The sequence below is a fragment of the Pseudoalteromonas sp. T1lg24 genome (genome assembly GCF_002964745.1).
Classification (GTDB): Bacteria; Pseudomonadota; Gammaproteobacteria; order Enterobacterales; family Alteromonadaceae; genus Pseudoalteromonas; species Pseudoalteromonas spongiae.
Window position 1 is genome coordinate 593,382 of the sequence record NZ_PQCB01000006.1, and the last position, 14,453, is coordinate 607,834.

General features: G+C 41.9%; 13 protein-coding genes. 1 reads left to right on the forward strand and 12 read right to left on the reverse strand.

All coding sequences use genetic code 11. From position 1 onward, the window contains the following. Window positions 1-27: 27 nt before the first annotated feature. The 9 genes from hflC to C2M30_RS05825 all read right to left on the reverse strand — a co-directional run bounded on the left by hflC (window position 28) and on the right by C2M30_RS05825 (window position 9,903). The gene (hflC, locus tag C2M30_RS05785; RefSeq protein ID WP_100912635.1) at window positions 28-903 is read right to left on the reverse strand and encodes a protease modulator HflC; all 876 of its coding nucleotides are present in this window, start codon (window positions 901-903) and stop codon (window positions 28-30) included. Beyond that, on the reverse strand, window positions 900-2,069 hold the full coding sequence (gene hflK, locus C2M30_RS05790) for an FtsH protease activity modulator HflK (RefSeq protein WP_105170975.1): 1,170 nt from the start codon (window positions 2,067-2,069) through the stop codon (window positions 900-902). The genes hflC and hflK overlap by 4 nt, the downstream gene beginning before the upstream one ends. A 101-nt stretch (window positions 2,070-2,170) precedes the next feature. Continuing rightward, window positions 2,171-3,454, reverse strand: coding sequence for a ribosome rescue GTPase HflX (gene hflX / locus C2M30_RS05795; protein ID WP_100912634.1), 1,284 nt, complete (start codon window positions 3,452-3,454; stop codon window positions 2,171-2,173). Window positions 3,455-3,472: 18 nt separating this feature from the next. After that, window positions 3,473-3,727 (reverse strand): RNA chaperone Hfq, encoded by a 255-nt coding sequence (gene hfq / locus C2M30_RS05800; RefSeq protein WP_010561063.1) that lies wholly within the window; start codon window positions 3,725-3,727, stop codon window positions 3,473-3,475. Window positions 3,728-3,807: 80 nt separating this feature from the next. Further along, window positions 3,808-4,725: a tRNA (adenosine(37)-N6)-dimethylallyltransferase MiaA gene (gene miaA / locus C2M30_RS05805; protein ID WP_105170976.1), complete on the reverse strand. Its 918-nt coding sequence runs from the start codon at window positions 4,723-4,725 to the stop codon at window positions 3,808-3,810. 32 nt (window positions 4,726-4,757) lie between these two features. After that, window positions 4,758-6,569, reverse strand: coding sequence for a DNA mismatch repair endonuclease MutL (mutL, locus tag C2M30_RS05810; protein WP_105170977.1), 1,812 nt, complete (start codon window positions 6,567-6,569; stop codon window positions 4,758-4,760). 28 nt (window positions 6,570-6,597) lie between these two features. Beyond that, window positions 6,598-7,890: an N-acetylmuramoyl-L-alanine amidase gene (locus tag C2M30_RS05815; RefSeq protein WP_198521131.1), complete on the reverse strand. Its 1,293-nt coding sequence runs from the start codon at window positions 7,888-7,890 to the stop codon at window positions 6,598-6,600. 46 nt (window positions 7,891-7,936) lie between these two features. Next, complete coding sequence (gene tsaE, locus C2M30_RS05820; protein ID WP_054979081.1) at window positions 7,937-8,413, reverse strand: tRNA (adenosine(37)-N6)-threonylcarbamoyltransferase complex ATPase subunit type 1 TsaE; 477 nt, start codon at window positions 8,411-8,413, stop codon at window positions 7,937-7,939. Window positions 8,414-8,424: 11 nt separating this feature from the next. After that, complete coding sequence (locus C2M30_RS05825; protein ID WP_105170978.1) at window positions 8,425-9,903, reverse strand: NAD(P)H-hydrate dehydratase; 1,479 nt, start codon at window positions 9,901-9,903, stop codon at window positions 8,425-8,427. Window positions 9,904-9,920: 17 nt separating this feature from the next. Here C2M30_RS05825 and queG point away from each other — a divergent pair, with 17 nt between their 5' ends. Continuing rightward, a complete protein-coding gene (queG, locus tag C2M30_RS05830; protein WP_105170979.1) occupies window positions 9,921-11,060 on the forward strand; it encodes a tRNA epoxyqueuosine(34) reductase QueG in 1,140 nt (379 codons plus the stop codon). Window positions 11,061-11,153: 93 nt separating this feature from the next. On the opposite strand, the gene C2M30_RS05835 is transcribed toward queG, so the two are convergent. Genes C2M30_RS05835 through C2M30_RS05845 form a run of 3 tightly spaced genes read right to left on the reverse strand, consistent with a single transcriptional unit; the run spans window position 11,154 to window position 14,449 of the window. Then, window positions 11,154-12,275: a response regulator gene (locus C2M30_RS05835; protein WP_105170980.1), complete on the reverse strand. Its 1,122-nt coding sequence runs from the start codon at window positions 12,273-12,275 to the stop codon at window positions 11,154-11,156. A gap of 46 nt (window positions 12,276-12,321) precedes the next feature. After that, a complete protein-coding gene (locus tag C2M30_RS05840) occupies window positions 12,322-14,274 on the reverse strand; it encodes a hybrid sensor histidine kinase/response regulator (RefSeq protein ID WP_105170981.1) in 1,953 nt (650 codons plus the stop codon). Further along, window positions 14,246-14,449, reverse strand: coding sequence for a DUF1289 domain-containing protein (locus C2M30_RS05845; protein ID WP_054979076.1), 204 nt, complete (start codon window positions 14,447-14,449; stop codon window positions 14,246-14,248). Before C2M30_RS05845 ends, C2M30_RS05840 begins: the two co-directional genes overlap by 29 nt. Between the last annotated feature and the right edge of the window lie 4 nt (window positions 14,450-14,453).

Below are 14,453 nucleotides of genomic sequence, written 5' to 3' on the forward strand. Positions count from 1 at the left end.
TTCAATATTAAATTGCAACTGGGTAAATTACTTACCGGTTTGCTTCATATACTTAAAGAAGTCACTATCAGGGCTAAGCACCATAACGTCTTCTTTATTTTTAAAGGTTGCTTTGTAAGCATCTAGGCTGCGTAAGAAGCTATAGAATTCAGCGTCTTTGTTGTACGCATCAGCATAAATTTTTGCTGCTAACGCATCACCTTCACCACGTACACTTCGTGCATTACGCTCTGCATCAGCAAGCATAACCGTTACACGACGGTCTACGTCAGCGCGAATTTCTTCAGCCTTCTCCATACCTTCCGAACGGTGTTCTTTCGCTACAGCAGAACGCTCAGCGCGCATACGTTGGAAAATTGAGTTACTTACTTCTGTCGGTAAATTAATTTTCTTCACACGTACGTCAAGCACTTCAATACCTAACTCAGCAGCACTTTCAGAAGCTTGCGATAATGCCTCTTCCATTAGTGCGCTACGCTCACCTGACACAATCTCGCGAATTGTGCGCGAACCAAAGTTAGTTCTTAAACCATTGTTCACCTTTTGCTTAAGTAGTGTTTCAGCATATTGCTTATCACCACGTGCACGCAGGTAAAACTTACTGAAGTCTTTGACACGCCATTTAACATACGAATCAACAATTAAGTCTTTCTTTTCGCTTGTTACAAAACGATCTGGTGAACCGTCCAGTGTTTGAATACGCGAATCTAGCTTACGTACTTGAGAGATAAACGGCATTTTAAATTGCAGACCTGGCTCATACACAACCGGGTTATCTTCGCTATCTTTCTTAACTTTACTAAACTCTAATACAATTGCCTTTTGACCTTCTGGCACCACAAACAGACCAGAAAAACTAAGCATCGCTAGAATAACAACAATAACTAAACCAAAGTTTTTCATTGATTGTATCTCCCAGAGTTATAACGGTCGCTAGAGTAGCGGTCATTCGCTGAATTTAGCTGACTGTTTTTCGTTGTACCTAGTTGCTGTCTCAAATTATCAACGTCATTGCGTTGACGAGCAGGCGTTGTATTTTCTTTCGATTGCTGAATAATTTTATCAAGCGGTAAATACATCATATTATTACCACCTTCTACATCAACAATTACCTTTGACGTATTACCTAATACCTCTTCCATCGCATCGATATAAAGACGCTGACGCGTTACTTCTTTAGCAGCTTGGTATTCTGGTAATAGACGTTCAAAACGGGCGATTTCACCTTGCGCTTCAAGCGTTACACGCTCTTTATACGCTTCTGCTTCTTGCGTCATACGTGTTACACGACCACGCGCAGTTGGTTCAATCTCACGTTGATATGCTTCAGCTTCACGAATAAAACGCTCTTCATCTTCTTGTGCAGCAATTGCATCATCAAACGCATCTTTAACTTCTGCCGGTGGACGCGCATCTTTAAAGTTAACGTCTGTCAGTACGATACCTAAGTTATATGGCGTGATAATTTTCTCAAGTTCCTGCCAAGTGTCTTGACGCACCTGCTCACGGCCTTTCGTTAACACATCATCCATTTTTGCATGACCAACAACATAACGTAGTGCACTATCAAGCGCTTGCTGTAAGCTGTGATCTGCATCCGTTACGCTGAAGCGGTATAAATATGCATCGGTAACACGGTACTGAACCACGAACTCAACACTTACCACGTTCTCATCTTCTGTAAGCATAAAGCCTGATGCAGAAAGTGAACGCACTGCTTCAATATCTACAGGGATGACACGATCAACAAACGTCATTTTCCAACGAAGACCTGGCATAGCAACTTCATGGAACTGACCAAAGCGTAATACAACACCACGCTCTGCTTCTTTCACCGTGTAAAAACCACTAATAGCCCAAACAGTAATAGCGATAATTAAAACAAATACCAGTGCAGGGCCACTTAAACCGCCGTTGCTTGATCCTTTTTTGCCGCCAAATAAGCCACCAAAGCGGTCGCCGTATTTGCGGAACACTTCATCTAAATCAGGTGGACCCTGATCTCGACCGCCCTTGTTATTCCATGGGTCTTTGTCGTTGCCATTGTTACCCGGCTCGTTCCAGGCCATAGCGTCACTCCAATATTAATAATTAAAATTAAACTTTGGTAAATTTACCAAAACCTTAGGGGATTTTCTAATTTTTACGGTAAACAAATATTTTTGAAAAGTTAAACCACTAATTCTTGTATTTGCTCACCGAACTCTTTTTTCAAGCGCTGCCAGTCTGACATAGGTAACCTGACATCTAATAGCCAATTACCCAGCTCATCAAAGTTTTCAGCTTGCACCGCATTTAATCGATAAAGCGCACCTTGTAAGCGACCTAATTGCGGCGGAATGCGCATATTTTCATGGAACATTTGTTCCGCTAAGCATTCGCCAATCGCTTCAAGCAATAGTTCACAACCTACCCCAGTTTGTGCCGATAACCAAACGCGAATAGGTCTACCTTCATCATTGCGATCAATACGTGGAGACACCTCTTCCACTAAATCGATTTTGTTGTAAACCAATAACTGCGGAACTTCATCAGCATCGATTTCTCTCAGTACATCTTGTACTTGTTCGATATTTTCTTGGCGCCTTGCATCTGCAACATCAATCACGTGAAGTTGTAAATCCGCTTCACGGGTCTCAGCTAACGTTGATTTAAACGCTGCGACTAAGTCATGGGGTAAATGCCTAATAAAACCAACAGTATCGGCAAGAATTGTTGGCCCCAAATCTGGCACCTCAATTTTACGAAGTGTTGGGTCAAGCGTCGCAAACAACTGATCCGCCGCATATACATCACTGTCGGTGATGCGATTAAACAAGGTTGATTTACCCGCATTGGTATAGCCAACTAATGATACGGTTGGAATTTCATTTCGGTTTCGTGCGCGGCGTCCTTGTTCACGTTGTTTAGCTACTTTTTCTAAGCGCTTTAAAATATTTTTAATTTTGCCACGAATTAAACGGCGATCGGTTTCAAGCTGGGTTTCTCCCGGACCTCGTAAACCTATGCCCCCTTTTTGCCTTTCAAGGTGAGTCCAACCTCGAATCAATCGGGTAGAAATATGGCGTAATTGCGCAAGTTCTACTTGTAGCTTACCTTCATGAGTACGCGCTCTTTGCGCAAAGATATCAAGAATCAAACTCGTTCTATCAAGCACGCGACATTTACATATCGCCTCTAAGTTACGTTCTTGTGAGGGGGACAATTCGTGATTAAAGATGATTACATCTGCATCATGGATTTTGACAATCTCAGCAATTTCCTCAGCTTTACCGCTTCCGACGAAGTATTTGGCATGCGGTGATTGACGACTGCCTTGCACAATCGTCAATGCATTTACACCAGCTGAAGAAACGAGCATTTCCAATTCTTGCAAATCTTCACGATCACCTTCATTTGGAAATTCGATATGAACTAAGACTGCCTGTTCACCGGCTTCATAACGGTCAAACAAGCATTAAACTCCTATTAATTAGTAGTTACCGCTCTCGTCTTCTGCACCGCCCTGAGTTGCTTGGAAATTAACAGCTCGTGCAGGTACAACAGTTGAAATAGCGTGTTTGTAAACCATTTGGTTTACAGTGTTTTCTAGTAAAATTACAAATTGGTCAAATGACTGAATTTTGCCTTGTAGCTTGATGCCGTTAACTAAATAAATTGCTACAGGAATACGTTCACGGCGTAACGCGTTCAAAAATGGGTCTTGTAATGATTGGCCTTTTGCCATTGTTATTTTCCTTAGTTCTAGGTGTTCTTATAAAATTCGATAACTCTAACGAATTCAATTATTTTTACTGCACCACTTTACTAGCTTAGCGAACTTAACACGCGTTGCAAGTTTTCTTCATCGCCTGATTCTAGCCAAGTAATATTTTGCCAGCCACGTAACCAAGTCAACTGACGTTTAGCAAGCTGACGCGTAGCAGCTATGCCCTTAAAAACCATTTCATCATAATCATCCTCGCCTGCGAGATAATCCCACATTTGACGATAACCTACACAGCGAATAGACGGTAGGTCTGGATGTAAGTCCTTTCTTGTATATAAGGCCAGAACTTCTTTTTCAAACCCCATATCGAGCATTATTTTAAATCTTTTTTCAATACGTTGGTGTAACACAGCGCGATCGCTCGGTGCAATCGCAAACTGTAAAACATCAAAAGGTAACGGTTCTGACTTAACCTTTTGTAGCTCACTCATTGGTTTACCCATTAAACGGTATACCTCTAAAGCGCGATTAATACGCTGTGAGTCATTTTCATTAATTTTTGCAGCTGCAACTGGATCGACGTGTGCCAGTTCTTGATGCAATGCGGGCCAGCCTTTAACCTGCGCTTCTTGCTCAAGTTCAGCACGAATTGCTTGGTCTGCATTTGGTAATGGTGACAAGCCTTCAAGTAACGCTTTGAAATACATCATGGTGCCACCCACCAAGAGCGGAATTTTGCCTTGGCTATGCAACTGGGCAATATTATCTAGCGCATCACGACGAAAGTCAGCTGCAGAATAACTATCAGCAGGATCGATTAAATCGATAAGTCGATGCGGTGCTAATGCCAACTCTTCAGCATTCGGCTTCGCAGAACCAATATCCATGCCTTTGTATACCAACGCAGAGTCGACGCTTATTACTTCGGTATTTAAATGCTGACAAAGTTGAATAGCTAAGTCGGTTTTACCGGAAGCAGTCGGTCCCATTAAGCAAATAATTGGCAATTGTTGCAACGTTTTTCCTTGCTAAACTAAAAATTAATCGGTTAGTCAAAAAGACTGTTTTCTATGTCAATTTTAACAGTTTTCGTTTTAAAACTGGCAATTAATTCAGGCTTTTTTACCACTAACTCGACTAATTGCTTAGTAATTGTGTAGCCCAGAGGCTGAACTAAGGCAATATTTTTCAGCCAAGTCAGCCAAAACGTCAGATCGGTTTTTTCATTTTGTCGCAATGCATGCTCAAACAAGTTATCTAAGATTTGATTAACATCCACTGAATATAAAACCTCAGGTAATTTTTTTACTAACAAAAACTGAGAGTTGACAGCAATATCAAAACCAAGAATTCCTAACCATGAAAGGTTGTCTTGCACTTTATCAAGCAAGTCTGACGATAAATTGATACGAACAGGTAACAGCAGACTTTTACTTTCAAGTTGCCCTTGTTGTTCAACATGCATTTGCCAGAGGGTAAGGATTGCAGGCGTAAGATCGACCAACTGCGGTTCACCATTTACACTGCGCAGTGCTTTTCCTTGGCGTAGCGGCAATAACTCAATGCATTCTGCGCTATTAGTTGATTGCGGTATATCATTAAGCGTGTGATGAACTGCGGATTCAATGACCTGATCGGCGACTCCCTGATAGAAGGCATTTACCGAATGCTGTTTTACGCTATCAGGTACTTGATGATGCTGCATTAGCGGCTTTTTGTAACCCGAACTACCACTAGACGCAGAAAAAGAGGCACTTTGTTCACGCACTTGCGGCGTAGTCACCGCGCTGGGTTCATGCCCAGTATCAAATTGATGCATTTGCTGTAGTAGATAATCACCAGTCTCATTGCTTGGCGCTAGAGCAAGCGGCTGTTCAAAACTAATCGCTTGCCTCACTGCTTGTACAATAAAGTCATGTACTAAACGCCCTTGATGAAAGCGGACTTCGTGTTTCGCTGGGTGTACATTCACATCGACTTGGCGCGGCTCAATTTCAAGGTAAATAACAAAACCCGGAATATCATAGCCTGAAGCATATTCTTCAAATGTTTGACGAATAGCGTGAAAAATTAACTTATCACGCATCATTCGACCATTAACATAAGTGTACTGCGGCTCTGTTTTATCACCAACGGGTAACACCCAGCCATACAGGCGTAAGCGCTCATCACCAGAATCGACATAGACAGCCTGCTGTTCAAAGACTTTTCCCGCAACTTGGGCAACGCGCTTGACGTAATTTTCTTGCTGCATTTGCGCACGATATTGACGCACAGTTTTACCGTTGTGCTTAAGCGTAATTGCCACATCAAAACGCGACAATGCAATGCGCTTCAGCAATTCATCAATATGGTGAAATTCGGTTTTTTCCGTACGTAAAAATTTGCGTCGAGCAGGTGTATTAAAAAACAGGTCTACAACTTCTATTGTTGTGCCATTAGGATGCGAGGCAGGCGTAATTTGTACCGCCATATCTCGCCCTTCGGCATAAGCTTGCCACGCTTCGCTTTGTGCCTCAGTTTTAGAGGTCAATGTTAAACGCGATACTGAGCTAATTGACGCCAAGGCTTCGCCACGAAAGCCTAGTGATGCGATTTGCTCTAAGTCATCAAGTGATTTTATTTTGCTGGTTGCATGGCGTGACAACGCTAAAGTGAGTTGGTCTTTGTCAATACCAAAGCCATTATCGCGAATACGTATTAGTTTGTGACCACCGCGTTCAATATCAATTTGAATGCGCGTTGCACCCGCATCTAAACTGTTTTCCACCAGCTCTTTAACCACTGATGCGGGGCGTTCTACTACTTCACCAGCAGCTATTTGGTTGGCAAGACGCTCGGGTAATATTTGTATAGACATAATTACAAGTTCTAAAATCGAGGCACTATTAGCTACGTGGAATAGCTAAATTTTGCCCGATGTATAACGTATTCGACGATAACTTATTAGCCTTTTTCAAAGAGCTAACCGTTACCCCATAACGACTCGCAAGCACACTAAGAGATTCGCCTGAACGTACCTTATGAAAACGCGGTTGATCTTTTTTCAGCTTGGCAAAATATGAATCTTCAGGAGGATTATTCCTAAAATACGCCTTTACCGATTTAAAAATTGCCGTCGCGAGCTTTTCTTGGTGGTCTCTGGTTTTTAGCAAACGCTCTTCTGTTGGGTTAGATATAAAGCCTGTCTCAACCAAAATAGAGGGAATATCAGGTGATTTTAATACAGCCAAACTCGCAGCCTGCGGCACTTTTTTATGCATGCGTGTGACTTTTCGCATTTCACTAATTACATCTTCAGCCACTTCAAAGCCAGTTTTCATTGAGTGATCCATCGACATATCGAGCAATGCTTGTGCCAAATAACGCTCTTGCTGAGTATCTTTTAACACATCTGCCGCACCACCTAATAGCTCAGAGTGTTGCTCTCGATTTTCTATCCATTTACCAATTTCTGAATTAGCACGTCTTAGCGAAAGCACCCAAACAGAGCCTCCGCGAGGTTGTGGCGACGTAAATGCATCAGCATGAATGGATATAAAGAAATCCGCTTTTTTGGTTCGAGCACGCTGAGTACGCGTATTGTATTTTACGTAGTAATCACCGGTACGCGGCATAATTGCCGACATACCTTTTTCAGCATTGATCTTAGCTGCCAAACGTTTTGCTATTTGTAATGTAATCGTTTTTTCATAGGTACCGGATGGACCAATAGAGCCTGGGTCCTCACCACCGTGCCCTGCATCAATTGCAACAACAATGTCTCTATCACTGCTAATATCGCGGCTTTTTACAACTGTTTGTGCTTTCGGTTTTTCTTTACTGTATAAATCGAATACAAGTCGGTCGCTATACGGGCCTGTTGGTGCGAGTGAAAAGATAACCGGTTTAACCGGTGCTAACAGTTCAAATACTAGGCGCGTATCAGATTTTCGCTTTGGTGTGCTGTAGCGAATTTTTTTAATTAATTGATGTTTTTTATCAATTTTTGGAAATGTTGCTGCGCGCCCTGGTGTTGATTTTATATCAACCACCAAGCGCAATGGGTTTTTCAAAAAGAAGTAGCTGTATTCAGGCTTCTCTTTCATATCGAGTACCACACGGGTGCTCTCGGGAGACGGCCAAACACGCACACTGTCAATTTTGTTTGCAGCGTATAAGTTAACACTCACAAACATCATGACAATTGTAATTACTCGAAATAGAGATTTAATATTGTACCAATCGCTAGTCATTCTTCAGCTTATTTATTATTGTTTTGCCACTTTGACTGTTCGCCATTATGGTTATTCTACGCGCATTATCGACATATTCCATTGTAATCTCTAGATCTGCCTGTGCAAGCATTCCAGCGCCTTTTTCTGGCCATTCAATTAAACACACTGAATTATTTTCAAAGTAGTCTCGAATGCCCATAAACTCCAATTCTTCGGGATCTGCAAGGCGATATAAATCGAAGTGATAAACATTTTGTGAAGCTAATTCGTAGGGTTCAACCAAGGTATAGGTTGGACTTTTTACTTTACCGGTATGACCAAAACCTTGCACAACGCCGCGTGTAAGCGTCGTTTTGCCCGCACCTAAGTCGCCATGTAAAAAGATAACAGCACCTTCATGTATGCATGAAGACAATTTACTGCCCATGGCAACTGTTTCAGTTTCATCGGCCAAAAAGCAATTAAAAACCCCATCTTGCTGATCCATTTACTTCTCCACTAATCAACCAGTTTTCTAATTAAAGGGTACAGATCTGAGACTAACATGCCACGCTTACCCTGTTGCTCTGCAATTTCCGCTGCGCGGCCGTGAATATTAACAGCCAATTGAACAGCTTCAAAATTCGGCATGCCCTGCGCAATTAAGCCAGCGATTATACCAGATAAACAATCGCCCATCCCAGCACTTGCCATACTAACGCTGCCCGACGTATTAATTACCGTATGATGACTATTAGCAACTAAGCTGCCCGCCCCTTTTAACAAGGCTATTGCGTTATATTGCTTTGCTAATTTAGAGACTGAATCAAAACGATTAAGTTCAATTTCAGAACTTGAGATACCCAGTAACCTTGAAGCCTCTCCGCTGTGCGGGGTAATAATCATGTGCGCTAGGTCAATCGGCTTTTGAGCTAACAAGTTAAGCCCATCCGCATCAATAATAATTGGTTTATTGACCTTCTCGATTGCCTGCCATACGGTCTTACTCCAATTTGACAAGCCGAGGCCTGGACCAATCACACACACATCAGCTTTTTCAATTAGTGGTTGCAACTCTGTTGCGTGTTCGACGGCGTGTACCATAAGTTCATAACGCCCTTGGACCACAATGGCGCGATTTTCTGGATGCGTCGCTACACTGACAAGCCCAGCACCTGCGCGCAGGCAGGACTCAGCCGCAATGCGAATAGCCCCCGGCATAGGTTTATCGCCACCAATTAATAAAACATGGCCAAGTTGTTGTTTATAACTATTGATATGACGAACCGGCAGTGATGCTTTTAACGCGTCATAATTTACTAACTGAGAGAGTGGTTCAACATGTTCAATAAAAGCATCGGCTAATCCGAGTCCTGCAAAATATAAATTGCCTACATGCTGCTTAGCATTACCGCTTAATAACCCTTGCTTAAGAGCAATAAAGCTCACTGTATAATTAGCATTGATACAGGCTTTTGCCACTTCGCCTGTTGTCGCATTCAGACCTGAAGGTAAATCTACCGCAATAATAGGTTTATTCTGTTGGTTAATGTGATTGATAACATCTGAATATTCACTACTTAACTCACCGCAAAAACCGATACCCAACAGTGCATCAATATATACGTCGGCACTGGTATCTAAGCTATCAACTACTTCGCCGCCTTGCTTTATGTAATCTAAGTAAGCGCGCTTAGCGTCACCGGCTAACTGATTTACATCCTTAACACTGAATACCGTAACATCAAGCTCATGCTGCAAGGCATAATTAGCCACCCAGTAACCATCACCTCCATTGTTACCGCCACCAGCAATCACTTGAACTTTATCGCAATTACCATATTTCAACATCAGTAACTGAAAAACCGATGCGGCAGCCTGTTGCATCAGCGCGTACATCTCAACATTTTGCTGCGATGCAACTATCGCTTCATTGTCTTTTACTTGTTGGGCGCTATATGCAAACTGTGGTAAATTAGTGTTTAATTCTGGCGTCATTTATTTCACCTACTGGTATGTCTACTCTTAACTATCCGAATTTGGTAGAAAAAATCAAGCTTTGGGCAAAAGAGCTTGGTTTTGACCAAGTGAGTATCACCGATATTGACCTATCTCAGCACGAAGCACAATTACAACGATGGCTAGATGCAGGCTACCATGGCGAAATGGAGTATATGGCTGCACACGGCATGAAGCGTGCACGCCCTGCCGAACTCGTGCCAGGCACACAACGAGTTATTTCTGTGCGCATGAATTACCTACCACCAGATGCGAGTTTTGCTAAAGATTTAAAAAACAAACAAACCGCATATATAAGTCGTTATGCCCTAGGCCGCGATTATCATAAATTAATGCGTAATCGCTTAAAGCAACTCGGTAAAAAGTTAGAGCAAGAACTAGAACAGCATCAAATTACCTTAGGGTTTAGACCCTTTGTTGATTCAGCCCCCGTATTAGAGCGCCAACTAGCTGAAAAAGCAGGACTCGGCTGGACCGGAAAACACACGCTAATACTGAATCAAGAAGCGGGATCTTGGTTTTTCTTAGGTGAATTATTTGTGGATTTACCGCTACCGGTAAACGAAGAGTCGGTAGAGAACAAATGCGGAAGCTGCGTGGCATGCATTACCTCGTGCCCTACTGGCGCAATTGTTGAACCTTATGTAGTTGATGCAAGACGCTGTATTTCATACCTAACAATTGAAAAACAAGGCGCTATTCCCGAGGAATTTCGTTCACTATTAGGCAACCGTATTTACGGTTGCGATGATTGCCAGTTAGTGTGTCCGTGGAACCGCTACGGACAGCTTACAGCCGAAGATGACTTCCATATTCGTAAGCAGTTAAAAAGTCAGGACTTACTTACGCTTTTTGCATGGGACGAAGCAACCTTTCTAAAAAATACCGAAGGCAGCGCTATTCGCCGTATTGGTATTGAGCGTTGGCGACGTAATATCGCAGTAGCGCTAGGAAATGCAGATGCAAACAGCGATATTATAAACGCATTAGAGAGCGCACAAAGCGATGCTTCTGAAATGCTGCTTGAGCACATTCATTGGGCACTCGCACAACAACACAATAAAACAGCGCAAAGAGACAACAAAACAAAACGATTAATTCGTATTATTGAGAAAGGCTTACCAAGAGATGCTTAACCCTTGGTAAATAACCTAAGATGTAAATCGCAAATATGCCTCTAACAGCTGTTTTTCTTAAACTTAAGTAATTGAAGTTGAAATACAGAGCGTTTACTTCAGCATAACACTTAGATCATTTTCAAGCTCAGTAAAGGCGCGTGTTATATCTTGCAATAAGTCTTCGCGAGCAACCGACTTTTGAATTGTGTCATCCACTTTTTTATAAATATATTGCTCCTGATCTTCATCTAAGCCCATCAGTGGAATCCGATCTTCAAACTCTTCCTGTAACTCCCTAAAAATTGCCTCATTCATTTCATGACTGAGATTGAGTACACCCACTAAGTCTTCAAATTTATCACGAACCATTGAGAATGCTTGTCGCAACTTAAGCTTTTGGTTGCCTAGTTGCTTACGGGTCAAAATGGCATCAAGCTGGTGCTCTGTTACGCCCACCACAAAACAAATATTATCGCGAATACGTCCTAGTTTTTCAGGGTCATCACTTGGTAAGTTCATAATGAGTAGGCTAACCCTTGGGTAATTTACTAAGATTCTCGGCATAAACTCATATAAACGCCCTTTATTTTGCAACAGCTCAAATAGCTCGACCACCATAGGTGAGCAAATCCCCTCCGAACTGTATTGAGAGCGATTATTTTTGGTACGAAACTCAATGCTCGTTTTAAGGCCAAAACCACGCATGCAATTAATGAGCGCTTGCGCGAGCTCTTCTTTTTCATCAATTTTGCCGATTTGCTCTACATACTGCACTATGCTGCCCATTTCACTGCTATTGGCCATTGCATTAAACGCAGTGTCCGTAGCATCTTGCAGCTGTTGTTCTAGCATACGTTTGTTTTCGACTACCTTAAACAAGGTGTCTAATTTGCCTTGTAACTCTTGCTGGCCAAACGGTTTAACTATGTAGTCTTCGGCGCCAACGTTATAGCCTTCGATGCGCTCTTCAACAGAGCCTCTGGCAGAGACAAACATCACGGTAATGTCTGAGGTTTCAGGGTCTTCTTTTAAGCGTCGACACACCTCATAACCATCCATATCTGGCATACTAACATCTAGCAAAATCACGCTTGGGTTAATTCTTCGAACCGCCTCTAGGCATTCAGGCCCGCTTGCAACACAATGCAGATCGTAATGATCCTCCAGTATTTCCTCGATTATTTCCAAATTAAACGGTTCGTCATCAACAGCAAGTACTGTGTTTGAATTCATGACTTACTCCTTGTTTTCCATTAATTTATACTGAACTAAATTTAGCTTAGTCAAAAGTATTAGAAACTGGCAAACTAACAAATACACTCGCACCTTTTTCAAGGTTATTTTCGGCCCAAATACGGCCGTGGTGCAAATCGATAAACTCTTTACAAATCGCCAGACCAAGTCCTGTGCCACCGGCACCACGGTTGGTTTTACTGCTTTGTTCAAACTTGTTAAATATTGTTTCTAACTCTTCATCTGGAATACCTAGTCCACTGTCGCGTACAGCTAATTGCACCATGTCATTGTGATGGTCTATTACGACTTCAATCTCACTGTGTTCATCGCTAAATTTAATGGCATTGCCTAGTAAGTTTCGGATCACTTGCGCGATTTGATCACAATCACAATCGACAAAAAACGGGTCTTTTTCTGGTACAAAATGCACATTAATTGTTTTTGCCAATAATGCACCCGACATATCGTCGATGCTGGTTCGCACTAATTGATTCAAATTGTGCTTACTAGGATTAAACGGAAACTTACCCGCATCTAATTTAGATAGGTCGAGTAAATTGTTTAATAAAGATAGGAGTCGCTGCCCCGAACTTTCGATACGAGAAAGATATTTTTGCAGTTTATCTTTAGGGATTGGCTCACTATTGAGTTTATCCAAGCCAAATTGAGAAAAACTTAAAATCGAATGCATTGGTGTACGTAATTCATGAGACATATTTGCCAAAAATTCCGACTTACTTTTGTTAGCGAACTCCGCTTGGTTTTTCGCAGCCTCGAGTTCTTGGGTACGAATATTTACTTTTTCTTCAAGTAATTGCTTTGCTTCTTCTAGCAGCTGCTGTTTGCGCTTAAGATGTGCAATATTTTTTAAAATAACCGCAGTAGATGGCTCACCATGCACGTCAATCTCACTAAAAGAGCCTGAAAACGGCACTATGTCGTCTTTTGCTGTTGTAACCACAAACTCAAAATTAAACTGAGGTTGAAAGCTGGCAATATTGTTTTTTATTTCATTTGAAATAGCACCGTCTAGCAATTCAAAAAATGATAAGTCATGTACTTCATCTTGCTCTCTGGCAAATAAACTTAAAAATGCATCATTGGCTTCTAAAATTGTGCCGTCGTTGCTAAAGATAGCAATCGCATCAGGCGTATTTTTATAGATAACGCGCAGTAAGCTGTCTTTTTCGATAAGCGCATCAACGGTATCTTGTAGCCTAGATACCAACTCTTGGTTACTTTGTTCAAGCTGTTCACTATGCCAAAGCTTATAGATTGCTTGTAACAGCACACTTTCATCAAGCGGTTTTTCAAGTACATCATCCACTCCTAACCGCACCGCTTCAATGAGCGCACTTTGGTGTGGTTTTGAGGTAACAAGAATGCAGCGACAGCCTGAGTTGACCGATTTAATTTGGCGAAATATATCAATACCGGTGATTTCGCCCATATTAAAATCACTTACCAGTAAATCAATTTGGTGCAGTGCCGCACGTCCTATCGCAGAAAACTCAGTATCCGCGGTAATAACATCAAAGTGCGCCCCTTTTAAGCTCGATTCTAAACGCTTTAAGCGGGTCGCATTGTCATCCACCAATAATATTTTAGGTAGCTTGATATCAAGGCTCGCAGCGCCTATCGACAGCCCTTCTTCAAGTAGACCTATCACTTCCTTATTATTATAAAATGGATGAATGACTAGAGCGCGAGGCAGCGCATTAACCAGTTTTGTAAAGCTGTCACTGAGTTTACTGCCCTCGACATTCGGGGCCAGTAAAAATACATGCACATCACCATATAAATGCTGGGTTTGCAGTACTAATTTCTCGGGAACGCCTGAGGCAAAAACAATTGCCTCATAAAATGTGGGTTCGCTACTTGGTTCAAAGTCGCTGTAATGGTGTAGGTCTACTTGGCACGTCAATAACTCCAGTAAAACTTTTAAGCGCATTGCCAAAACACTTGAGTTATCTAGAATTAAAATCCTTTTTTGCATGTTGTTTTTGCTGTTTTCGCTGTTGACATAAATTAAGCGTAGTTCGCTTTTGCGATAAACTCATACTCGACCAAGATAAAATCTCTTCTAAGGTACGAAAACAGCCCAAACATACGTCATCTTCATTTAAGCAACAATTTTCAACACACGGACTTTTAACTGTTTGTTGCGACATAAAA

Bases quoted from the DNA above. Each gene is read 5' to 3' on its own strand.
- tsaE (WP_054979081.1), bottom strand. From the start codon at position 8,413: ATGGATCAGCAAGATGGGGTTTTTAATTGCTTTTTGGCCGATGAAACT.
- C2M30_RS05825 (WP_105170978.1), bottom strand. From the start codon at position 9,903: ATGACGCCAGAATTAAACACTAATTTACCACAGTTTGCATATAGCGCC.
- hfq (WP_010561063.1), bottom strand. From the start codon at position 3,727: ATGGCAAAAGGCCAATCATTACAAGACCCATTTTTGAACGCGTTACGC.
- hflK (WP_105170975.1), bottom strand. From the start codon at position 2,069: ATGGCCTGGAACGAGCCGGGTAACAATGGCAACGACAAAGACCCATGG.
- C2M30_RS05815 (WP_198521131.1), bottom strand. From the start codon at position 7,890: ATGATGTTTGTGAGTGTTAACTTATACGCTGCAAACAAAATTGACAGT.
- C2M30_RS05840 (WP_105170981.1), bottom strand. From the start codon at position 14,274: ATGCAAAAAAGGATTTTAATTCTAGATAACTCAAGTGTTTTGGCAATG.
- mutL (WP_105170977.1), bottom strand. From the start codon at position 6,569: ATGTCTATACAAATATTACCCGAGCGTCTTGCCAACCAAATAGCTGCT.
- C2M30_RS05835 (WP_105170980.1), bottom strand. From the start codon at position 12,275: ATGAATTCAAACACAGTACTTGCTGTTGATGACGAACCGTTTAATTTG.
- hflC (WP_100912635.1), bottom strand. From the start codon at position 903: ATGAAAAACTTTGGTTTAGTTATTGTTGTTATTCTAGCGATGCTTAGT.
- queG (WP_105170979.1), top strand. From the start codon at position 9,921: ATGTCTACTCTTAACTATCCGAATTTGGTAGAAAAAATCAAGCTTTGG.
- C2M30_RS05845 (WP_054979076.1), bottom strand. From the start codon at position 14,449: ATGTCGCAACAAACAGTTAAAAGTCCGTGTGTTGAAAATTGTTGCTTA.